18 protein-coding genes and 1 tRNA gene are annotated in these 21,440 nt (G+C 67.5%); 8 read left to right on the top strand and 11 right to left on the bottom strand.

Features of this window, described 5'->3' with window-relative positions:
- The first annotated feature begins 64 nt into the window (after positions 1-64).
- From AC07OD_RS14730 to AC07OD_RS14720, 3 genes are all read left to right on the top strand, one after another.
- On the top strand, positions 65-1,375 hold the full coding sequence (locus AC07OD_RS14730) for a nitrate- and nitrite sensing domain-containing protein (protein ID WP_492255215.1): 1,311 nt from the start codon (positions 65-67) through the stop codon (positions 1,373-1,375).
- Between the two features lie 390 nt (positions 1,376-1,765).
- Positions 1,766-2,578, top strand: coding sequence for a formate/nitrite transporter family protein (locus AC07OD_RS14725; RefSeq protein WP_218297533.1), 813 nt, complete (start codon positions 1,766-1,768; stop codon positions 2,576-2,578).
- 144 nt (positions 2,579-2,722) lie between these two features.
- Complete coding sequence (locus AC07OD_RS14720) at positions 2,723-4,477, top strand: bifunctional protein-serine/threonine kinase/phosphatase (RefSeq protein WP_494597341.1); 1,755 nt, start codon at positions 2,723-2,725, stop codon at positions 4,475-4,477.
- Positions 4,478-4,578: 101 nt separating this feature from the next.
- On the opposite strand, the gene AC07OD_RS14715 is transcribed toward AC07OD_RS14720, so the two are convergent.
- The 6 genes from AC07OD_RS14715 to AC07OD_RS14690 form a co-directional block, all read right to left on the bottom strand.
- Positions 4,579-4,654: transfer RNA gene (locus tag AC07OD_RS14715), tRNA-Thr, on the bottom strand.
- Positions 4,655-4,666: 12 nt separating this feature from the next.
- Positions 4,667-5,674 carry a class 1 fructose-bisphosphatase gene (locus AC07OD_RS14710; RefSeq protein ID WP_218297531.1) on the bottom strand — a complete coding sequence of 336 codons (1,008 nt, stop codon included), beginning with the start codon at positions 5,672-5,674 and terminating at the stop codon, positions 4,667-4,669.
- 23 nt (positions 5,675-5,697) lie between these two features.
- Positions 5,698-8,439: an aminopeptidase N gene (pepN, locus tag AC07OD_RS14705; RefSeq protein ID WP_494597340.1), complete on the bottom strand. Its 2,742-nt coding sequence runs from the start codon at positions 8,437-8,439 to the stop codon at positions 5,698-5,700.
- Positions 8,423-9,097 carry an HAD family hydrolase gene (locus tag AC07OD_RS14700; RefSeq protein ID WP_218297529.1) on the bottom strand — a complete coding sequence of 225 codons (675 nt, stop codon included), beginning with the start codon at positions 9,095-9,097 and terminating at the stop codon, positions 8,423-8,425. The genes pepN and AC07OD_RS14700 overlap by 17 nt, the downstream gene beginning before the upstream one ends.
- Positions 9,097-10,201, bottom strand: a protein-coding gene (gene prfB / locus AC07OD_RS14695) for a peptide chain release factor 2 (RefSeq protein WP_218297528.1) whose coding sequence is annotated in 2 segments (ribosomal slippage) — positions 9,097-10,119 and positions 10,121-10,201 — 1,104 coding nt in all. Because the reading frame shifts where the segments join, the coding sequence is not laid out codon by codon here. Before prfB ends, AC07OD_RS14700 begins: the two co-directional genes overlap by 1 nt.
- Before the next feature lie 201 nt (positions 10,202-10,402).
- Entirely contained in the window at positions 10,403-11,311 is a 909-nt protein-coding gene (locus tag AC07OD_RS14690) for an alpha/beta fold hydrolase (protein ID WP_494597339.1), read from the bottom strand.
- Between the two features lie 340 nt (positions 11,312-11,651).
- Here AC07OD_RS14690 and AC07OD_RS14685 point away from each other — a divergent pair, with 340 nt between their 5' ends.
- Entirely contained in the window at positions 11,652-12,713 is a 1,062-nt protein-coding gene (locus AC07OD_RS14685; protein WP_494597338.1) for an aldo/keto reductase, read from the top strand.
- Positions 12,714-12,854: 141 nt separating this feature from the next.
- Here AC07OD_RS14685 and AC07OD_RS14680 read toward each other — a convergent pair whose 3' ends face one another.
- Positions 12,855-14,285: a M20 family metallopeptidase gene (locus tag AC07OD_RS14680; protein WP_492255219.1), complete on the bottom strand. Its 1,431-nt coding sequence runs from the start codon at positions 14,283-14,285 to the stop codon at positions 12,855-12,857.
- A gap of 21 nt (positions 14,286-14,306) precedes the next feature.
- On the bottom strand, positions 14,307-15,296 hold the full coding sequence (locus AC07OD_RS14675) for a Bug family tripartite tricarboxylate transporter substrate binding protein (RefSeq protein WP_218338772.1): 990 nt from the start codon (positions 15,294-15,296) through the stop codon (positions 14,307-14,309).
- A gap of 178 nt (positions 15,297-15,474) precedes the next feature.
- Here AC07OD_RS14675 and AC07OD_RS14670 point away from each other — a divergent pair, with 178 nt between their 5' ends.
- The 3 genes from AC07OD_RS14670 (at position 15,475) to plsY (ending at position 17,721) form a co-directional block, all read left to right on the top strand.
- Positions 15,475-16,434: a LysR family transcriptional regulator gene (locus AC07OD_RS14670; protein ID WP_218338771.1), complete on the top strand. Its 960-nt coding sequence runs from the start codon at positions 15,475-15,477 to the stop codon at positions 16,432-16,434.
- 54 nt (positions 16,435-16,488) lie between these two features.
- Complete coding sequence (locus AC07OD_RS14665) at positions 16,489-16,980, top strand: aminoacyl-tRNA deacylase (protein ID WP_218338770.1); 492 nt, start codon at positions 16,489-16,491, stop codon at positions 16,978-16,980.
- 78 nt (positions 16,981-17,058) lie between these two features.
- Positions 17,059-17,721, top strand: coding sequence for a glycerol-3-phosphate 1-O-acyltransferase PlsY (gene plsY, locus AC07OD_RS14660; RefSeq protein ID WP_218297521.1), 663 nt, complete (start codon positions 17,059-17,061; stop codon positions 17,719-17,721).
- Between the two features lie 87 nt (positions 17,722-17,808).
- Here the strand turns inward: plsY and AC07OD_RS14655 are convergent, their stop codons facing one another.
- The 3 genes from AC07OD_RS14655 to AC07OD_RS14645 all read right to left on the bottom strand — a co-directional run bounded on the left by AC07OD_RS14655 (position 17,809) and on the right by AC07OD_RS14645 (position 20,126).
- Complete coding sequence (locus AC07OD_RS14655) at positions 17,809-18,831, bottom strand: HD-GYP domain-containing protein (RefSeq protein ID WP_218338769.1); 1,023 nt, start codon at positions 18,829-18,831, stop codon at positions 17,809-17,811.
- Positions 18,832-18,850: 19 nt separating this feature from the next.
- The gene (locus tag AC07OD_RS14650) at positions 18,851-19,498 is read right to left on the bottom strand and encodes a retropepsin-like aspartic protease family protein (protein WP_218297519.1); all 648 of its coding nucleotides are present in this window, start codon (positions 19,496-19,498) and stop codon (positions 18,851-18,853) included.
- A gap of 142 nt (positions 19,499-19,640) precedes the next feature.
- On the bottom strand, positions 19,641-20,126 hold the full coding sequence (locus AC07OD_RS14645) for a YajQ family cyclic di-GMP-binding protein (RefSeq protein ID WP_218297518.1): 486 nt from the start codon (positions 20,124-20,126) through the stop codon (positions 19,641-19,643).
- Between the two features lie 73 nt (positions 20,127-20,199).
- Here AC07OD_RS14645 and murB point away from each other — a divergent pair, with 73 nt between their 5' ends.
- Entirely contained in the window at positions 20,200-21,273 is a 1,074-nt protein-coding gene (murB, locus tag AC07OD_RS14640) for a UDP-N-acetylmuramate dehydrogenase (protein WP_494597337.1), read from the top strand.
- Positions 21,274-21,440: the final 167 nt, after the last annotated feature.

Genomic DNA, 21,440 nt, shown 5'->3' with positions numbered 1-21,440 from the left:
TTGGCGGGCGCGCGGCAGGTTCTGGGGTTAGCATTCCCTCGTATCGATTTTCTGGAGTTCCCGCATGCCCGACCAGGCCGCGTCCCTGACCGTTTCGACCCTTGTGCTGCGCTCGCGCCAGCTGGAGATCGACGCGGTGCGCCACCTCGCCAGCCGGGCCGTTCTGGTGGACACGATCGGCCAGCTGATAGAAGGTCTGCAGCGCGAGCGCGGCGCATCGGGCGCCTACCTGGCGTCCAATGCCCAGCGTTTTGCCGACATGCGCAGCCGGATCATCCAGGAGGTGCTGCCACTGGAGGCGCGACTGCGCCAGGAATTTGCCCAGCATGTGGAACCCGAACAGGGCGCGACGGCCAAGGCCTTGTCGCTCATGGCGTGGGCCCTCCTGGGGCTTGATTCTCTGCCCGCGCTGCGCAGCCAGATTTACAAGCAGGCGATGACCGCACACGACTCGATCGCTGCGTTCAGCCACCTGATCGCGGGTCTGATCGAGCTGGTCTTCCATGTGGCCGATGCCGCGGGGCTGCCCAGCGTATCGCGCCAGCTGGTGGCTTTGCTGCACCTGGTGCAGGCGCAGGAAGAGGCGGGCCAGGAGCGCGCCATGGGCGCGCTGCTCTATGCCTCCGGCCAGGGCAGCGACGCGCACCAGCAGCGGGTGCTGCACCTCATCGACGCGCAGGAGCGCAGCCTGCGCGTGTTTTCCGAGTTTGCCGATCCGGCCCTGCGTGGACGCTGGGAGCAGCAGCAGCTTGCCCCCGGCATGGCCCAGCTGGAGCGGCTGCGGCGCACGCTGTGCGTGGTGCGCCCCGGCGCCGCCCTGGACAGCAACCTGAGCGACGCCTGGTTCGACGTGTGCACGGAGCGCATCAACGCGCTGTGGCAACTGCAGGTCGAACTGGTCCAGCGTCTGCGCGAGGACTGCGAGGCTCGCATCCTCGAAGCGCAGCAGGACCTGCAGGACTCCAGGGGCCTGCTGCGCGGCCTGCGCGACAACCCGCCGCAGCGCACGCACGCGGTGGACCGGTTCTTCGACATCGCGGTTGCACCCACGTCCGTGCCGGAGGCGGCGGCCGGCACACATGGGGCCGAATCGGCTTCGCTGCTGGAACTGCTGCAGGCCCAGTCGGCGCGCATGGCCAGCATGGAGGCCGAGCTGGAGGCGGCGCGCCGCACGCTGAACGAACGCAAGGTGATCGAGCGCGCCAAGGGGGTGCTGATGGCCCGCCTGGGCATGAACGAGGAAGTCGCCTTCCGCGTGTTGCAGAAAACCTCGATGGACCAGAACCGCCGGCTGCTCGAGGTGGCGGAGGCCACGCTGTCCCTGCCCGATCTCGCCTTTGCGCAGTCTGCGCTGTCAGGCGCCAAGTCCTCATAGATAGCGTCGCGGTGCCCCGCAACGGGGCGGGCAGGCACTGGTGACCCACTGTGGTGCCGGTGCCGCACCGAGTGGAGGCTCATTTCTTGCAGTGGTCGCCGCGCATGCGCCAGAGAGGGACGGGCCACGCTCCGATGCACCATTCCATCAGGGGTATGGAACTTGCATGGAGAGAAGTGGTTGTCGGCTAAAGGCGGCTTGCCAACCCACCGTCCGTGGTCTTCCGCGGGCAAAGGAATCGCGCATCCAAGGATAACGGCGTCCCTTGCGTCTCCTCCAGATGACTGGAGGACGGCGCAGCGGACGCCGTTTTCTTTTTTCCTCCTTGCGCGTTCCGCCGGCCCGCCGTCCGGGACGCTGTCAATAGTCTCCCGTCCCAAAGGAAATTCAATGGCCTACCTTGCCCCTGCCGAGTTCGTGACCAAGATGGTCGACTCCGGTGAATCCAAGCTCCTGATGTCCACCCGCGACACGCTGATCCGCTCCTACATGGCCGGCGCCATCCTGGCGCTGGCGGCCGCGTTTGCCGTGACCGTCACGGTCAACACCGGCAACCCGCTGGTCGGCGCCATGCTGTTCCCCGTGGGCTTCATCATGCTGTACCTGATGGGTTTCGACCTGCTGACGGGCGTGTTCACGCTCGCACCGCTGGCGGTGTTCGACAAGCGCCCAGGTGCCACCTGGGCAGGCGTGCTGCGCAACTGGGGCCTGGTGTTCGTGGGCAACTTCGCGGGCGCACTGACGGTGGCGGTGTTCATGGCCATCATCTTCACCTTCGGCTTCAGCGAGGCGCCCAATGCCGTCGGCGAGAAGCTCGGCCACATCGGCGAGGGCCGCACGGTGGGCTATGCCGCCCATGGCGCTGCCGGCATGCTCACGCTGTTCGTGCGTGCCGTGATGTGCAACTGGATGGTCTCCACCGGCGTGGTCGCCGCGATGATGTCCACCACGGTCTCGGGCAAGGCCATCGGCATGTGGATGCCGGTCATGATCTTCTTCTACATGGGTTTCGAGCATTCCATCGTCAACATGTTCCTGTTTCCCACCGGCCTGATGCTGGGCGGCAAGTTCACGCTGATGGACTATCTGATCTGGAACGAGCTTCCCACGGTGCTCGGCAATCTGGTCGGAGGCCTGACCTTCGTCGGTGCCACGCTGTATTCCACGCACTACAAGACCGCGCCCAAGCGCCACCATGTCTGAGCTTCTCCCTGAGCGACCTCGCCGCTGCGCGCTGCGGGCATGGGGACGCCGCCAGCGCGGCGGGGCGACCCCCGCGCGGCGGCTGACGGGTGGGCCGCGCCGGTTGCATGGGCTGGCGGTGGCGTGCAGCGCCATGGACCGCTGATGGGCCACGGCACGGATCCGGGCGGGCTGCGCGTCACGCTGGGCCAGCACTCGCGGGCGGGGCGCAAGGGCGTCAACCAGGACTTCCATGGTGCCATGTTGCCCGGCGAGCCGCTGCGCGGCTCCAAGGGGATCGTCGTCGCCCTGGCCGATGGCATAGGGTCCAGCACGGTCAGTCAGGAGGCCAGCGCGGCCTCGGTGCGCAGTTTCCTGGACGACTACTACGCCACCTCCGACGCCTGGTCGGTGCGCCGCTCGGCCCAGCGCGTTCTGAGTGCCACCAATGCGTGGCTGCATGCGCAGACCATGCGCAGCCACGCGCGTTTCGACAAGGACCGCGGCTATGTGACCACCTTCAGCGCGCTGATCCTGAAAGGCCGCGATGTCCATGTGCTGCATGTGGGGGATGCGCGCATCTATCGCCTTCACGGGCAGTCGCTCGAGCAGCTGACGCAGGACCACCGTGTCCACCTGTCGTCGGCCGAATCGTTCCTGGGCCGCGCGCTTGGCACGAGTGCCCATGTCGAGATCGACTATTGCTGCCTGCCGGCCGATGTGGGGGCCCTCTACGTGCTGGCCACCGACGGTGCGTACACGCATTTCGATGCAGCCGCAGTGCATGCGGCTCTGGCACGGTTTCCCGGGGACTTCGATCAGGCCGCGCAAGATATCGTGGAGGGTGCGCAGGCCCGCGGCGCCGACGACGACATGACCGTGCAGATCCTGCGCATCGATGCGCTGCCCGATCCTGAAGCCCACCGCCTGCATGCGCTGCGCGAAGGCCTCGCGTTCGCGCCGCCGCTGTCGCCCAGGATGCGTTTCGAAGGCTACACCGTGGTGCGCGAACTGCACGCGAGCGCGCGCAGCCACGTGCACCTCGCGGTGGACGACGCGACGGGGCAGCAGGTGGTGCTGAAGACTCCATCGACGGCGTTGCGCGATGACGCCGGCTATCTCAACAGCTTCCTGCTGGAAGAGTGGGTGGCGCGGCGTATTCATAGCCCCCATGTGCTCCGGCCACACACCAGCGACCGGCCGCGCCAGCATGTCTACGTGGCCATGGAATTCGTGGAGGGCCAGACCCTGGCGCAGTGGATGATCGACCATCCCCGCCCGGATCTCGACGCGGTGCGCAGCCTGGTGGCGCAAGTGGCGAAGGGACTGCAGGCCTTCCATGGCAAGGAAATGCTGCACCAGGACCTGCGGCCGGAGAACGTGATGATTGACCGCACGGGAACCGCCCGGATCATCGACTTCGGCTCCACGCTGGTCGCTGGCCTGGCCGAGGAAGCGCACGGCCTGGACATGGGCTCATCCATTGCCGGCACCTTGCAGTACACCGCGCCGGAGTATTTTGCGGGCATGGGGGGCAGCGCGCGTTCCGACCTGTTCTCGCTGGCGGTGCTCACCTACCAGATGCTGTCCGGGCAGCTGCCGTATGGCCTGCAGGTGGTGCGCATCCGCTCGGCGGGTGACGTGAAACGGCTGCGGTACGTGCCGGTCCGCTATTTGCGGGCCGACCTGCCGGATTGGCTGGATGCCGTGCTGCAGAAGGCCTTGCACCCCGATCCGGCCAGGCGCCAGGAGGCGGTGTCGGAGTTCATCCACGACCTGCAGTCCCCAGGGCTGCGGTTCCAGCGCCGCAGGGCGGCACCGCTGGTGGAGCGCAATCCGGTCGTTTTCTGGCAGACCGCCACGCTGGTGCTGGCGCTGGCCGTGATCTTGCTGGCCGGGTTGCGTGTTTTTGCGCGCTGAGCGGCCAGAAAGGGCGATGCTGCCGGGCAGCAGGCCCTTCCGGCATGCGCAAAAAAGAAAGCCCCGCCATTTATCCAATAGCGGGGCTTTCTTTGCTGACTTGGTGCCGGAGAGATGAATCGAACACCCGACCTTCTCATTACGAATGAGCTGCTCTACCGACTGAGCTACACCGGCGTAAGCCTCAGATTATAGCGTGGAATGGTAGGCTGTCACGCGCTCCACCTCATTTTTTGATCCCAGGATCACGCTGACGCGCTCGTGCAGCTGGGTGGGCTGGATGTCCAGGATGCGCTGCTTGCCGTTGGTGGCGGCGCCGCCGGCCTGCTCCACCAGCCAGCCCATGGGGTTGGCCTCGTACATCAGGCGCAGCTTGCCGGGTTTGTTGGGTTCGCGCTTGTCCCAGGGGTACATGAAGACGCCCCCGCGGGTGAGGATGCGGTGCACATCCGCCACCATGCTGGCGATCCAGCGCATGTTGAAGTCCTTGCCGCGCGGGCCGTCCTTGCCCTGCAGGCACTCGTCGATGTAGCGCTTCACGGGCGTGTCCCAGTGCCGCATGTTGCTCATGTTGATGGCGAATTCCTTGGTGTCCTCGGGAATGCGCACGTTCTCCTCGGTGAGCACGAACGAGCCCTGTTCGCGGTCGAGCGTGAACATGGCGACGCCGTCGCCCACGGTGAGCACGAGCGTGGTCTGCGGGCCATAGATGCAATACCCCGCAGCCACTTGCTGGGTGCCGGGCTGCAGGAAGTCGCCTTCCTCCACGCCACGGTCGCCATCGGGCTTTTTCAGCACGCTGAAGATGGTCCCGATGCTCACGTTCACGTCGATGTTGCTGGAGCCGTCCAGGGGGTCGAACAGCAGCAGGTATTCGCCTTGCGGATAGCGGTTGGGCACCAGGTAGATGCCGTCCATTTCCTCCGAGGCCATGGCCGCGAGGTGGCCGCCCCATTCGTTGGCCTCGATCAGCACCTCGTTGGCGATGATGTCGAGCTTCTTCTGGATCTCGCCCTGCACGTTTTCGCTGCTGGCCGTGCCCAGCACGCCGCCCAGCGCGCCCTTGTTCACGGCGTGGCTGATGCTCTTGCAGGCGCGGGCCACCACTTCCAGCAGCAGGCGCAGTTGCGAGGGGATGAGGCCGTCCACACGTTGCTGTTCAACGAGGTAGCGGGTCAGGCTGATGCTTTTTGCCATGTCAGTCCTTTCTTGGTCGTGGTTTATTCGGCGAGTGCACGGGTCACGACCTCGCGCACGTCGTTGGAGAGCGCGGGCCTGGCGGCAACACGGGCGATGGCTTCGCGCGCGGAGGTGCGCCAGGGGTCTGCGAGTTTCTTCCAGCGGTCCAGGGCCCGGGCCAGGCGTGCGGCCACCTGGGGATTGATGGCGTCCAGCTCGATCACGCGGTCGCTCCAGAACACGTAGCCCGCCGCGTCTGCGCGGTGGAAGGCGCCGGGGTTGGCGCTGCAGTAGCTGAAGATCACGCTGCGCGCGCGGTTCGGGTTCTTCAGGCTGAAGTCAGGGTGCTGCATGAGCTGGCGCACGGCGGGCAGCACGTTGCCGCCACGGTCCGGCGCGCCGGCCTGCAGCGCGAACCACTTGTCGATGACCAGGGGTTCGTCCTTGAACAGCGCATGGAAGCGTGCCAGGGCAGGGGCCGCCAGTTCACTGCCGCTGGCCACCAGGGCGGTCAGTGCGTTGAAGCGGTCCGTCATGTTGCTGGCCACCTTGAAGCGCTGGTAGGCCTTGCCGGGCCAGACCACATCGCCCGTCTTCTGGGCGGCGATGCACAGCATGTGCAGCGCCAGCCCGCTGAGCGCGCGGCGGCCCGAAGAGACAGGATCGGGGCTGTAGCCGCCGGTGTCCTGGTTCTGCTCCCAGGCCGACTCCCAGTCCGCCTGCAGCGACAGGGCCAGCTGTTCGCGCATGGCTTCGCGCACGGCGTGGATGCGCTGCGGGTCCACCACATCGAGCTGCTCGGCGATGTAGGTCTCGGACGGCAGGGTGAGCACGAGTTCCTTGAAGGCTGCATCCAGCAGGGGGTTGCGCAGCACCGCGCGCATCGCTTCCACAAACGCGGCCGGCAGGATCTGGTGATCAAAATGGCCCCCAGCGCTTGTCTGTTGTGCGCTGTCAGCTATTGCATTGATAGCAATGCGCAGTGCCAGACGCTGGCCCGCTTCCCAGCGGTTGAAGGCGTCGGCATCGTGCGCCAGCAAGGTGAGCAGCTGGGCATCGGTGTAGTCGATGTCCAGCACCACGGGCGCGCTGAAGTTGCGCAGCAGCGAGGGCACGGGTTCGCTGTCCAGGTCCGTGAAGGTCAGCGTCTGCGAGGCTTCGGTCAGCACCACCACGCGCGAGGCTGCCTGCGCGGCGCCTTCGCCCGCCAGGTGAAGGGGCAGGGGGGCGCCGCTGTCGCTGAGCAGGCCCAGCTCCACGGGGATGACGAAGGGTTCCTTGGCGGGCTGGCCGGGCGTGGGGGCGCAGCTTTGCGACAGCGTGAGCGCATAGCAGCGCGTGGCGGCGTCGTAGCGGCCCGTGGCCCGCACGCGCGGCGTGCCTGCCTGGCTGTACCAGCGCTTGAACTGGGGCAGCAGGCGTGCCAGGTCGCTCGCGGGGTTGGCATCGGCGATGGCCTGGGCGAAGTCGTCGCAGGTCACGGCCTGGCCGTCGTGGCGCTCGAAGTACAGCTTCATGCCCCTGGCGAAGCCGTCGCGGCCCACCAAGGTGTGCATCATGCGCACCACCTCGGCACCCTTTTCGTAGATGGTGACGGTGTAGAAGTTGTTGATCTCGACGTAGCTGTCGGGGCGCACCGGGTGGGCCATGGGGCCCGCGTCCTCGGGGAACTGGGCGGTGCGCAGCACGCGCACGTCCTCGATGCGCTTGACGGCGCGGGCCGAGGGGCTGCCCGCCAGGTCCTGGCTGAATTCCTGGTCGCGAAAGACGGTCAGGCCTTCCTTCAGGCTCAGCTGGAACCAGTCGCGGCAGGTCACGCGGTTGCCGGTCCAGTTGTGGAAGTATTCGTGGCCCACCACGCTTTCGATGTTGGCGAAGTCGGTGTCGGTGGCCGTGGCCTCGCTGGCCAGAACGTACTTCGTGTTGAAGATGTTCAGGCCCTTGTTCTCCATGGCGCCCATGTTGAAGTCGCTGGTGGCGACGATCATGAAGCGCTCCAGGTCCAGCGGCAGGCCGAAGCGGGCTTCGTCCCAGGCCACGCTGTACATCAGCGAATTCATGGCGTGTTCGGTCTTGCCCAGGTCGCCGGGGCGCACGTACACCTGCAGCAGGTGCTCGGTGCCCGAACGGCTCTTGATCTTCTGCTCGCGGGCCACCAGCTTGCCCGCCACCAGGGCGAACAGGTAGCAGGGCTTCTTGTGCGGGTCCACCCACTTGGCGAAGTGGCGGCCGTCCTCCAGGTCGCCGCTGTCCACCAGGTTGCCGTTGGACAGCAGCACCGGGTACTGGGCCTTGTCGGCGCGCAGGGTGACGGTGTAGCTGGCCATCACGTCCGGGCGGTCCAGGAAGTAGGTGATGCGGCGAAAGCCCTCGGCCTCGCACTGCGTGAAGAACGTGCCCTGGCTCACGTACAGGCCCATCAGGTGCGTGTTCTTGGCGGGGCAGCAGGTGGTGAAGATCTCGAGCGCGAAGGCGTCCGTGCCCGTGGGCAGGTTCTCCAGCACCAGGCGCGAGCCCTCCATCTTGAACGAGGTGCCCTGGCCGTTGACCAGCACGCGCGCCAGGTTCAGGTCCTCGCCGTCGAGCTTGAGCGGCTGCTCGGCCACCTCGGGGTTGCGGCGCAGCAGCATGCGGTTGAGCACGCGGGTCTTGGCGGGGTCCAGGTCGAACGTGAGCTCGACGCTGTCGATCCAGTAGGCAGGCGCGGTGTAGTCCTCGCGGCGGATGGCGACGGCCGGGCCGGCGCCTTCTCCGCTTCCGTCGGCTTTATGCAGTTGCAACATGGAGGCTCTCCAGAAAGTCGGTGTTCATGAGTTCGGTGTAGTCGCGCACGGCGGCCAGCACGTGGGGTCCGGCCAGTTCCTGCGCGCTGTGCGTGCTGCAGATCGCCACGGCGCGCATGCCCGCGCGGCGCGCGGCTTCGATGCCGAAAGGCGCATCCTCGAAGACGATGCAGTGTGCGGGGCTGGCGCCGATGCGGCGCGCCGCCTCCAGGAAGATCGCGGGCTGGGGTTTGCCGGGCAGGCCTTCGTCGCCGCGCACGATGGCCAGGGGCGCGGGCTCCAGGCCCAGGCGTGTCATCGCGAACTGCACGTTGTGGATATCGCCGGCGGTGCCCACGGCCACTTTCAGGCCGCGTTCGCCGAGCTGCGCGGCAAAGCGGCGAAAGCCCGCCACTTCGGTGAAGCGGGGCCCGAACAGCTCGCGGTAGATGTCTTCCTTCTCGCGGGTGAGCGCGTCGGCCTCATCCTGCGGCACATCGCGGCCCAGCAACTCGCGGATGCACTCGGTGCCGTTGCGGCCCGTGGTGCGCGCCATGAGATCGGGCACGTCGATGTCCATGCCGCGGCGCCGGGTGAATTCGACCCAGGCCTTGGCGTGCCAGGGCATGGAGTCGATCATGGTGCCGTCCATGTCGAAGATGATGGCCTCGGCGTGCATCACACGCCCTGCTTCAGGCTGGCTTCGATGAACGCGTCCAGATCGCCGTCCAGCACCTTCTGCGTGGCCGAGATCTCGACGTTGGTGCGCAGGTCCTTGATGCGGCTGTTGTCCAGCACGTAGCTGCGGATCTGGTGGCCCCAGCCCACGTCGGTCTTGGTGTCCTCGAGCTTTTGCTGTTCTTCCTGGCGCTTGCGCATCTCGTGGTCGTACAGGCGCGAGCGCAGTCGCTGCCACGCGATGTCGCGGTTGCCGTGCTGGCTGCGGCCGTCCTGGCACTGCACCACGATCCCGGTGGGGATGTGCGTGAGGCGCACGGCCGAGTCGGTCTTGTTGATGTGCTGCCCACCCGCGCCGGAGGCGCGGTAGGTGTCGGTGCGCACGTCGGCCGGATTGATGTCGATCTGGATCGAGTCATCGATCTCGGGGTAGACGAACAGGCTGGCGAAGCTGGTGTGGCGGCCGCCCGACGAGTCGAACGGGCTCTTGCGCACCAGTCGGTGCACGCCGGTTTCGGTGCGCAGCAGGCCGTAGGCGTATTCGCCCTCGACCTTGATCGTGGCGCTCTTGATGCCCGCCACGTCGCCCGGGGTTTCTTCCTCGACGGTGGTCTTGAAGCCCTTGCGCTCGGCGTACTTGAGGTACTGGCGCAGCAGCATGCTGGCCCAGTCGCAGGCCTCGGTGCCGCCGGCGCCGGCCTGGATGTCCACAAAGCAGTTGAGCGGGTCGGCCTCGTTGCTGAACATGCGGCGGAACTCCAGCTCTTCGATGAGCGGGCGCAGCTTGGCCGTCTCGGCCTCGATGGTCAGGAGGCCGGGTTCGTCGCCTTCTTCCTTGCTCATTTCATAGAGCTCGGTGTTGTCTGCCAGCTCGCGCGTGAGCTTGTCGAGCGTGAGCACGACGGAGTTCAGCGACTTCTGTTCCTTGCCCAGCTCCTGGGCCTTTTTGGGATCATTCCAGACCGAAGGGTCTTCCAGCGACGCGTTTACCGTGCGCAGGCGTTCGAATTTGGCATCGAAGTCAAAGATACCTCCGTAACTCTTGCGTGCGCAGGGCCAGGTCGCCGAGGGTGGTGCCGATGAGGTTGATGCGTTCTGCGTCCATGATTCTTGTCCTGTGTGTTCTGTGGAATAACCAGCGATTTTCTCATGGGACGGCACCGCGCCCCGGCAAAGCCCCCAGGCGGGCCGCCCGCCCGGGCCGCCTTGGCCCGTGGTGGCGCCATCGGATGCCGGGTCTTTCAAAAATGATAGCTGCCAGCGCTTGATGGATAAGCGCTGGAGGCCATTTTTGCTTGAAGGCTGCTCAGGAGGGGGCGAGAAACTGCTCGATGAGCTGTGCCACCTGCCCGGGCTGGTCGTGGTGCAGCATGTGCCCGGCGTCCTGCACGACGGCGGTGCGCACGTCGCGCACATGGGTCAGGCGCTGGTGGTATTCCTCCAGGCTGTACTTGCCTTTCCACCACTGGCCCAGGCTGTCGTCGCTGGCCTCCACGGCCAGCACGGGCGCGGAGATGCGGCCGTACAGCGCGAGCGCCTCGTCCAGCCGGTAGAGCTGCGCGCTGGTGATCTTGTGGGCCGGGTCGCCCAGGATTTCCCACTGGCCCTGCGCGTTGGGCCGGGCCCAGTGGCCGGCCAGCCACCGGGCCTTGTCTTCGGACAGGCGCGGGTTGGTCTTCATGAGGCGGCGGGCCACACCGTCCTGGCTGTCGTAGGTCTTGAGGGCCAGCTCGCCGCTGCGCAGCTGCTTGATCTCGTCGATCCACTGCGCATAGCGCCTGGGCGCCTGCTCGGGCCGCGAGGCGGGCATGCCGAAGCCCTCCAGGTTGACGAGGCGGCGGATGCGCTCGGGCCGCACGCCCGCGTACATCATGGCGATGTTGCCGCCCATGCTGTGGCCCACGAGGTCGATGGCTTCGCCGGGTGCACAGTGGTCCAGCAGCAGGTCCAGGTCGGCCAGGTAGTCGGCAAAGAAGTAGTGGTCGGCCTGGGCGGCGGAGGTCAGGCCGAAGCCGCGCCAGTCGGGCGCGATGATGCGGCGCTCCTGCCGCAGCGCGTCCACCGTGAACTGGTAGGACGCGCTCACGTCCATCCAGCCGTGCAGCAGGACGAGGGTGGGCAGCGCGCTGTCCTCGGGGCCCCAGTGGCGGACGTGGTAGTTCAGGTGGCGCAGGGGCAGCGTGCTGCTGCGGGAGGGCTTGAGCGGGGTGTACATGGGCGGCGGCGCGAAGTGGGGCGGCAGGAAAGTCCCGCAAAGCCCAGGGCCTGCGGGTGCCCCCGGATGGTAATGGGACGGCCGGATGCCTGCCGCCCTCGGTGTCGCCTGCGCGGCTGGTGGCTCAGCGGCGATGCGGTGGACTTGCGGGTGGACCCGGACGGTCCTTGCCGATGGACGTGTTGTGGTCGGAGCCCCCGATCGCCCCGCCGGCAAGGGCGGCAGCCAGTTCGCGCGGGATGGCGGGGCAGGGGCCTTCGGGCATGGCGAGGCGGCCTGCAGAGCACGGCGAAATCCATTATTCTGCGCAGTCCTTCGTTTGCCCGTACTCCTTCTTCCCATGCAAAAAATCCAACTCGGCACCAGCGATCTGCAGGTCACTCCCATCTGTCTGGGCACCATGACCTTTGGCGAGCAGGTGGGTGAAGCCGATTCGCACGCCATCCTGGCGCGCTCGCTCGACCGTGGCGTGAACTTCATCGACACGGCCGAGATGTACTCGGTGCCGGCCAGGGCCGAGACCTTTGGCGCCACCGAAACCATCATCGGCAACTGGTTTGCCCGGAACCCCGGCGCGCGCCAGAAGCTGGTGGTTGCAACCAAGGTGGCGGGTCCTTCGCGCGGGATGCCCTGGGTGCGCGAAGGCAAGGGCATGGCCGCCGCCGACATCGTGGCATCGTGCGAGGGCAGCCTGCGCCGCCTGCAGACCGACGTGATCGATCTCTATCAGATCCACTGGCCCGAGCGCCACGTGCCTGCCTTTGGCAACCTGTACTACGACCCGGCCAGGGAAACGTCGCAGAACCCCATCCGCGAGCAGCTCGACGCGCTGGCGGGCCTGGTCAAGGCCGGCAAGGTGCGCCACATCGGCCTGTCGAACGAAACACCCTATGGCGTGCACGAGTTCGTGCGCCTGGCCGAGCAGCACGGCCTGCCGCGCGTGGCCACGGTGCAGAACCCGTATTGCCTGATCAACCGGACCTGGGAAAACGGCCTGGATGAAACCTGCCATCGCTTGAATGTCGGGCTGCTGGCGTATTCGCCCCTGGGCTTTGGCCTGCTGACGGGCAAGTACGACGGCAGCGGCCTCACCGGCCCGGGTGCCCCGCAGGGTGCGCGCATCGCCACGTATGAATCCGTGCGCAAGCAGCGCTGGGGCCGCCCCGAGGCGCTGGCCGCCGCGCGCCGATACAACCAGCTGGCCCGCGACAACGGCCTCACGCCCACCCAGATGGCGCTGGCGTTCTGCTACACCAAGTGGCAGGTGGCCAGCACGATCATCGGCGTCACGTCGGTGGCGCAGCTTGACGAAGACCTGAACGCCTGGGGCACCCAGCTGCCGCCCGAGGTGCTGCAGGCGATCGACGCGATCCGCTGGGAAGTGCGCGACCCGGCACTGTAAGGGCCCCCCCTGAGTCGCCTGCGGCGCCTTCCCCCTTGAAGGGGGACGACACACTCGCTGCGGGGCGGCCCTTGCCTGGTGTCTCTCGCCTGGGGCCGCGCCAGTTTTTCAGGCCACGCGCAATGGGTCGCGGCCAGTAGCTCACGCCGCCGCCGGGGCTTCTGGTGTGCTCAGCGCGCCGGCTTTCCACGGCACGCCTTGCGCCTCGCCCAGGTCCCAGAACAAGCCCGCCATCACCGCCAGCCCTTCGCGCGCCACGGAGGCCAGCAGATGCTCGTTGGGCGCGTGCTGGGCACAGGCCGGGTACGAATGCGGCACCCACAGCGTGGGCAGGCCCAGCTGGTCGGCGAAGATGTCGTTGGGCAGCGAGCCCGCCAGGTTGGGCAGCAGCGTGGCGCGCTGGCCCGCGCTGGCCTGCAGCGATGCCAGCGTCCAGTCCACCCAGGGGTTGTGCAGGTCCAGCCGCGTGGCGCCGCACACCATGCCCATGCCGATGGCCACGTCGGTGAAGCCACGGGCGTCCAGGTGTTCGCGCAGCGTGCGCTCGACGTTGTGCCAGTCGGTGCCCACCACGAAGCGCAGCTGGCAGTGCGCCACCGCACCGGACGGAATGGCATTGACCGGGCGCTGGGGAGAGCCCGCGCCCAGGGCCAGCACTTCGAGCGTGTTCCAGCCCACCAACTGCTCGGCCGGCGTGAGGCCCGGCTCGCCCCAGCCGGGCGTGAGCGCGGGGTCGTCGGCGCCTGCGCCGATCACCACATCCTTGAGGGCGGTGCGCAGCTTGCCGGGAACCGCGGGCGGCAGCAGGCCCTTGACGAGGATGCGGCCTTTGGCATCGACGAGCGTGGCCAGCGCGTGCGTGAGCACGGTGGCCGGATTGGCCAGCACGCCACCCCAGTTGCCCGAGTGATAGGCCTTGTCGCGGCTGCGCACGGTGAGCGAGAAGTTGATCGCGCCGCGCGAGCCCAGGAAGAGGGTGGGGTGGCCCGCGTTCACGCGCGGGCCGTCGCTGGCGACGAACAGGTCGGCCTTCAGCGCGTCGCTGTGCTGCTCGCAGAACGCGCCCAGGCCGGGCGAGCCGGCCTCTTCGCCCATCTCCATGATCAAGGTCACGTTGTAGCCCAGCCGGCCGCCGCGCGCCTCGATGGCGTGGGCCAGGGCCGCCAGGCTCACCGTGTGCTGGCCCTTGTTGTCGGCGGTGCCACGGCCATACCAGCGCTCGCCCTCGATGGTCAGTTCCCAGGGCGAGAGGCCTTCGCGCCAGTTGCTCTCCTGGCCATTGACCACGTCGCCGTGCCCGTAGGTCAGCACGGTCGGCAGGGCCGGGTCTTCCACGCGCCGGGCGATGAGGAAGGGCCCGCCCAGGGGCGAGGGATTGTCCAGCACCTGGCATTCGAAGCCCAGGGGCGCAAGCCACGGCACCATTTCGTCGGTGAGGTAGGTGCGCAGTTCAGGCGGCACCTTGCCGGTGTCGCTCTCGGTGCGCCAGGCCACGCGGCGGCGCAGGTCGCCGGCAAAGCGGCCGTCGTCGAAGTAGCGCTGGACGTTCTGGATCAGTTGCTCTCGGTTCATCGTGTTCTCCTTGTGTCAGCTTCACTCCACCACGATCTGCGCGCGGTGGGCCAGCGCACGGTAGCGGCCGATCTCGTCGTCGATCACGGCGCGCGTGGCCGCGGGCCCCAGGTGCACGGGTTCCATGCCCTGGGCGCGCATCTGCTCCTGCATGCCGCTGTCGCGGGTCACGGCCTCCACGTCAGCCACCAGCTTCCTGATGATGGCCGCCGGTGTCCTGGCGGGTGCGGCAATGGCATACCAGGCGTCGAACACCGCATCGGGCAGCTTCAGTTCTTCCACCGTGGGCACGCCGGGCAGCATGCTCGAGCGCGATTTGCCCGCAATCGCCAGCGCGCGCAGCTTGCCGGCCTTCACCTGCGGCGCGGCGGCGGCCACGGTGTCGATGCCGAGCTGGATTTCCCCGCCGATGAGGGCCATCAGCGACTGGCTGCTGCCCCGGTAGGGCACGTCCTGCAGCTTGATGCCCGCGGCCTGCTCCAGCAGCGCCCCCGCCAGGTGCGGGCCCGAGCCGGAACCGAACGTGGCGTAGTGAATGCCCTTGGGCGCGGCCTTGGCTGCGGCGATCAGCGCGTTCAGGTCCTTGTAGGGCGCGGTGGCGCTGACCACCAGCACCAGGGGCGCGCGGGCCACGGTGGCCACGGGCACTAGGTCCCTGGCGGGGTCGTAGGGCAGCTTGCTGCGCAGGGCCGGGTTCACCGTGTAGCTGGTGGAGCCAGACACCAGCAGCGTGTAGCCGTCGGGGTCTGCCCGCACCACGGCCTCGGTCCCGATGATGGTGGAGGCCCCTGGCTTGTTGTCGATGACCACGGGCTTGCCCAGGCGCACCGACAGCTTCTGGCCCAGTGCGCGGGCCACGGCATCCGTGCCGCCGCCGGGCGGAAAGGGCACGACCATGCGCACCGGGCGCTGGGGCCACGCATCGGCGGGCGCCGCCGCCTGGGCATGGGAGAGGCTGGCGGCGCAGGACAGGGCGGCGGACAGCAAAGAGGCTTGAACAAGGCGTTTCATGCGGACTCCGGAAGGTGGGGCCCGTGGCGCAGGCGGTGCCACCTTGAAGGCGGCACCGCTGTGGCACACGGCCATGGGTGAATTGGAGCCTTAAACCATGCAAGATGGGCGCCGGTTTACCATTGCCATGGATAGAGATTTGGCAATTGACCATTCTCTTTTTGTTCATTTCCCCACCATGCCCGTTTCACTGCTCAGCCTGCCCCTGCGCTACTTTCTGGAAGTGGCGCGCACCGGCTCCGTCAACCAGGCGGCGCAGCGTCTGCATGTGGCCGCGTCCGCCGTGAGCCGCCAGCTCGGCAAGCTGGAGGACAGCCTGGGGGTGGTGCTGTTCGAGCGCCAGGCGCGCGGCATGGCCTTGACCGAGGCGGGCACCCGCCTGCTGGCGCATGCCAACGCCCATGACGTGCAGTCCGTGGAGCTCATGGCGCAGTTGCGGGGGCTGTCGGCCCAAGGCGCGGTGCGCGTGCGCGTGGCCTGCACCGAGGGCTTCGCCGCCACCTTCATGCCCCTGGTGATGTCGGCCTTCCGGCAGGCGCACCCGCAGGTGCAGCTGCAGTTGCAGGTGGCCGTGCCGCACGAGGTGTCGGCCCTGGCGCTGCGCGGCGAGGTCGACCTGGCGCTGAAATACAGCGTCGCTCCCGAGAAGGGGCTGCAGCTGCTGCACTCGGCCATTGCACCGATCTACGCCATCATGCCGGCGCAGCACCCGCTCGCGCGCCAGCGCAGCGTGTCGGTGGCCGATGTGGTGCGCTACCCGCTGCTGCTGGGGGCCAGCAGCATCACCGGGCGGCAGCTGTTTGACCTGAGCTGCGCGGTGCAGGGCCTGCGCTACGTGCCTGCCGTGGAGAGCAATTTTTCCTCGGCGCTGCTGCCGCTGCTCGGCGGCCAGGACGTGGCCCTGGCCAGCTATCTGACGGCCGCGCGCTGGGTGGAGGCCGGGCTGCTGGCGGCCAGGCCGTTCGATGAAACACAGCTGCAGCAGCGGCGCCTGCAGGTGCTGGCGGCCGAGGGGCGGGTCCCGTCGGCCCTGGTGCAGCAGTTCACGCAGGCGCTGGTGGCGGCCATCGAGCAGTACGGCAAGCGCAAGGTGGGGCGGCGCAGGACCGCGGTGGCCATGCGGCCCGCCGCACCCTGACCGCCGAGGGGCGTTCACAACTGGATACCATTCGCTTCCTACGCACACCGCACCATGGCCAAGAAAGAACACGTTTCCGAGACCCAAGCCACCCAGTTGCTCAAGGCCAACAAGGTGGCTTTCACCGAGCACCCCTATGACTATCTGGAGCACGGAGGCGCATTGCACAGCGCCGAGGTGCTGGGGCTCGACCCCTTCACCGTGGTCAAGACGCTGGTCATGCAGGACCAGGATGCCAAGCCGCTGCTGGTGCTGATGCACGGCAACCGCAAGGTCTCCACCAAGAACCTCGCACGCCAGATCGGCGCCAAGTCGGTGGAGCCCTGTGCCCCCGAGGTGGCCAACCGCCACAGTGGCTATCTGGTGGGTGGCACTTCGCCGTTCGGCACACGGCGCGCCATGCCGGTGTACATCGAGGAGACCATCCTCGCCTTGCCCCGCATCGCCATCAACGGCGGGCGCAGGGGCTTTCTGGTGCAGCTGGACCCGCAGGTGTGTGTGCAACTGCTGGGGGCGAAGCCCGTGCATTGCGCGCTGGCAGAATAGGCCGCCGGGAAAAACAGCCCATGAATAGCCATTGAACAGCCTCCAAGGGCTGAACCATCCGATTACCGAGGAGTTGCTTTGACCGCCGTCTATCCCGTTCTCGCCGCCGTGGCCGCCTACCTGCTGGGCTCGCTCTCTTTCGCCGTCATCGTGACGCGCGTGATGGGACTGAGCGACCCGCGCACCTATGGCAGCAAGAATCCGGGGGCGACCAATGTGCTGCGGTCGGGCAGCAAGGCCGCGGCCATCGTGACGCTGCTGCTCGACGCCCTGAAGGGCTGGCTGCCCGTGGCGCTGGTGATGTGGTTCGGCCGCCCCTACGGGCTGGAGGACGGCACCGTGGCCATGGTGGGTCTGGCCGCCTTCCTGGGCCACCTGTGGCCGGTTTTCTTCCGCTTCCAGGGCGGCAAGGGCGTGGCCACGGCGCTGGGCGTGCTGCTGGGCATCAGCGTCTGGCTGGGGCTGGCCACGGCCGTCACCTGGCTCATCATCGCCTTCTTCTTCCGGTATTCGTCGCTTGCCTCGCTGGTGGCCGCGGCATTCGCTCCGGTGTACTACCTGCTGGTGGATGGCGTGGTGTGGTACGCCGAAGGCACGATTGCCGCGTCCATCGTCGTGATGGGCGTGCTGCTGGCATGGCGCCACAAGGAGAACATCCAGCGGCTCATCGAAGGCAAGGAGTCGCGCCTGGGCAGCAAGAAGGCCAAGCCGGGAGCCGAGGCGGCACCCGGCAAGCGCTGAGGCCGGGCGGCGCTGGCCGCTGCCGGGCACCAAGGCGGCCGGGAGCCGCCTTTTTTTTGCATGGCCCCACCCGGTTTTTCATCGGAGTCAGAGGGACCCTGGCCCGGTGATGAGTCCCCGCAGCCCCGCGCTATGCTGTGCCGCATACAGTCCCAGGCGCACCATGGTGCGGTGGTTGAGCTCCAGCCCCACGGCGGAGCGGGCCAGCGCGGACTGGATGCGGGGTTTTCCGCTGGCTGTCTGGTACAGGCTGGGCTGGGCGTGGTGGTGGCCGCTGCGGTCCAGCAGGCTTGCCACCAAAGGGTGGTTGGCCTTTTCGCTGCGGCGCAGCACGATGGCCGTCTCGCCGTTGTCGAGCTTCACGAAGGTGCCTGGCGGGCACAGCCCGATGGAGCGCACCAGGGTGTAGCTCACTTCATCGCGCTGGTCCACTTCCTGGCCCACGAGGGCGCGCACCGAATCGGTCGCGCTGCGGCCTGCGCGCGACTTGCGCGGGCTGATCATGGCCGCGTAGCGGTCAATGGTGCTCAGGACGCGGGTGAGGCGGTCTTCGGGCTCTTGCTGGGCCAGCGGCACACGGTCGGCAATGCTGGCGTGGTGCTGCCCGACCACGTCCAGCCAGAGCGCGTCATTGATGAACAGGCGCTCCAGCAGCGCCTGGCTTTCCAGCGGGTGGCTCTTGATGGCCTCCTGCTGGGCCGTGGTGGGGCGCTCGCGCTGCTCGGCCAGTTCGTCCTGCAGGGCGGTCATGCCGATGTTCATGGTCAAGGCCGCGCGCACCAGGCTGTCGCGCTCGCGCGCGGGCAGCTCCAGTTCATGCGCCATGATGTGGCATAGCGTGCCGCACACCAGGGCGTGGGAGGCGCTGTAGCCCACGGTGGACGTGGAGGCCAGCTGGAACATCAGGTACAGGGCGGCGTCGATATCGTGCGCCACCAGGTCTTGCAGCCAGCCATCGAACTGGCGCACCTTGGCGGCGAAGTCCTGCACCTGCAGCGGGCGGGACAGCAGCACCGACAGCGCGGACTCCAGGTCCGCCCACAGGCTCAGCAGGTCCTCGTATTCGCCTTCGGCGTGGTGGTGGTGGCCGGCGTGATGGTGGACGGACATGGCGGTGCGCGTCGGGGGCTCAGTTGCGCTTTTCCAGCACCATCTGGTCGTTGATGCGGGTCATCTGGAACTCGGTCAGGAAGCTGTTGCCCAGCAGCACGTAGGGCATGGCCTGCGAGGTGATGACGGCTTCGACCCCGAACACCTCGACGTCGCCGATGCGCACCGAGTCGAGCTTCATGCGCCACCCTTGCGCCACTCCGTTCGCGGTGCTCATGCGCACGGGCTGGCCGCTCTGGTAGTTCAAGCCCATCCGTTCCGCGTCGGGCCGCCCGATGGCCACGGTGGAGGCGCCCGTGTCGACCATGTACTGCATCACGCGGCCGTTGATCGTGCCGCTGTTGACGAAATGCCCGCGGCTGTCGGCCATCAGCACAATGCGCTTGCCGCTGCCTCCCCGGCTGCCCACGCTCACGGGGGCCTCGCCCAGCCGCAGGGTGCGGCGCGTGCCATTGACTTCGATGGTGGCTTCTTCTTTGGTGACGGTAATGACCTTGACGCCCTGGTACTCATCCCCAGCACCCACCGCCTTGGGTGGGTTGGCATCCACCACCAGCAAGGCCTTGCTGCCCAGCATGCCCGCCAGCGCCACCGCCTGCGCATGGGCCCAGGACGGGGCCAAGCACAGAGCAACCAGCGCGGCCAGGGCAAAGGAGTGGATCGTCATTCGTCGATGGCGCTGTGCGCCTCCCCCGTACCTCGGAACTGGCGCGGCCCAGGTGAGGGACGCCAAGCCAGGGCCGCCCCGCAGCGAGGGCGTCGTCCCCCTGGAGGGGGAAGGCGCGAAGCGACTCAGGGGGTGCTCCATCTCAGTCGCGGAAGTTGTCGAAGGACAGGGGCACGTCGGTCACGTCCTTGCGGATGAGCGCCATGGCCGCCTGCAGGTCGTCGCGCTTGGCGCCGGTCACGCGCACCTTGTCTTCCTGGATGGCGCCCTGCACCTTGAGCTTGCTCTCCTTGAGCAGCTTCTGGATCTTCTTGGCCAGCTCGCTCTCGATGCCGTTGCGCACCTTGATGACCTGCTTGACCTTGTCGCCACCCATTTTCTGGACATCGCCCAGGTCGAGAAAGCGCACATCGACGTTGCGCTTGGTGAGCTTGTTGCGCAGCACGTCCTCGATCTGGGTGAGCTGGAAGTCGGCGTCGCCGATCAGCGTGATGTCCTTGTCCTTGATCTCGATGCTGGCCGAAGTGCCCTTGAAGTCGAAGCGGGTGGCGATTTCCTTGGCGGTGTTCTCGACCGCGTTTTTCACTTCGACGAGGTTGGCTTCGCAGACGGTGTCAAAAGATGGCATGGTGGCTCTCAATCTCAGGGGAAACGGTGCAATTCGCAGGGGGCCGGAAGGGCCCGGTGCGACAATCGGGCCAATGGTAGTCGAGAAAAACGCCCCTTTGCAGCCCTGGAACACCTTTGGCATCGCTGCGCGCGCCCAAACCCTGGTGCGCGTGCGCTCGGCGGCCGATGTGCTGGCCGTGCTGAACGATTCCGCTTTGGCCGCGGCGCCCAAATTCGTCCTGGGCGGTGGCAGCAACATCATCCTGACGGGCGATGTGAAACCCGTCGTGCTCAAGATGGAGATCAAGGGCCTGCGCCTGGTGGAGGACACGCCCAAGGCCTGGATCGTGGAGGCGGGCGCGGGCGAGGTCTGGCACGACTGCGTGGCCTGGACGCTGGAGCAGGGCTACGCGGGCCTGGAGAATCTGGCGCTGATCCCGGGCACCGTGGGGGCTGCGCCCGTGCAGAACATCGGCGCGTATGGCGTGGAACTGCAGGACCGCTTCGAGTCGCTGGACGCGATGGACCTGGCCACGGGCCGGACGTTCACGCTGGATGCCGCCCAGTGCGGCTTTGGCTACCGGGATTCGGTGTTCAAGCATGCGCCGTCGGAGGCACTGGATGCGGGCGGGTTGCCGCGCGGCATGGGACTGGAAGGCCGGGCGGTGATCACCCATGTGCGCTTTCGCCTGCCCAAGCCCTGGAAACCGGTGCTGGGCTACCTCGACCTGGAGCGCCGCCGCATGGAAGAGGGCGTGGAGCATCCCACGGCGCGGCAGATCTTCGGCTGGGTCTGCGACATCCGCCGCGCCAAGCTGCCCGATCCGGCCGTGGTGGGCAATGCGGGCAGTTTCTTCAAGAACCCCACGGTGTCGCCGGACCAGTGCGCCGACATCATCGCGCGCGAGCCGCGCATCGTGCACTACCCCATGCCCGACGGCAGCATCAAGCTGGCCGCGGGCTGGCTGATCGATGCCTGCGGCTGGAAGGGCAAGTCCATCGGCAAGGCCGGCGTGTATGAAAAGCAGGCCCTCGTGCTGGTCAATCGGGGACGGGGTGCCGACAGCGTGACCGGCGGCGAGGTGATGACCCTGGCCAAGGCCATCCAGACCAGCGTGTACGAGCGCTTCGGCATCCGGCTGGAGCCCGAGCCCGTGGTGGTATAGCCTTCTGCACAGGCACCCGGAGCCCGCCAGAACACCGGCAGCCGGAGCCGCATAAAAAAAGCCACCTGATCGGTGGCTTTGCTATTTATTTTATAGCATCTCGCGCTTTCCTGTCCAGCGGCAGGGCATGTTTTTGTGCCTGTTTGGCAGGGCGCGGAGGCGGGCGT

The organism is Acidovorax sp. GW821-FHT10E03 (assembly GCF_059415205.1).
Note: the sequence above shows the minus strand (reverse complement) of the source record. Positions and strands in the feature narration are given on the sequence as shown.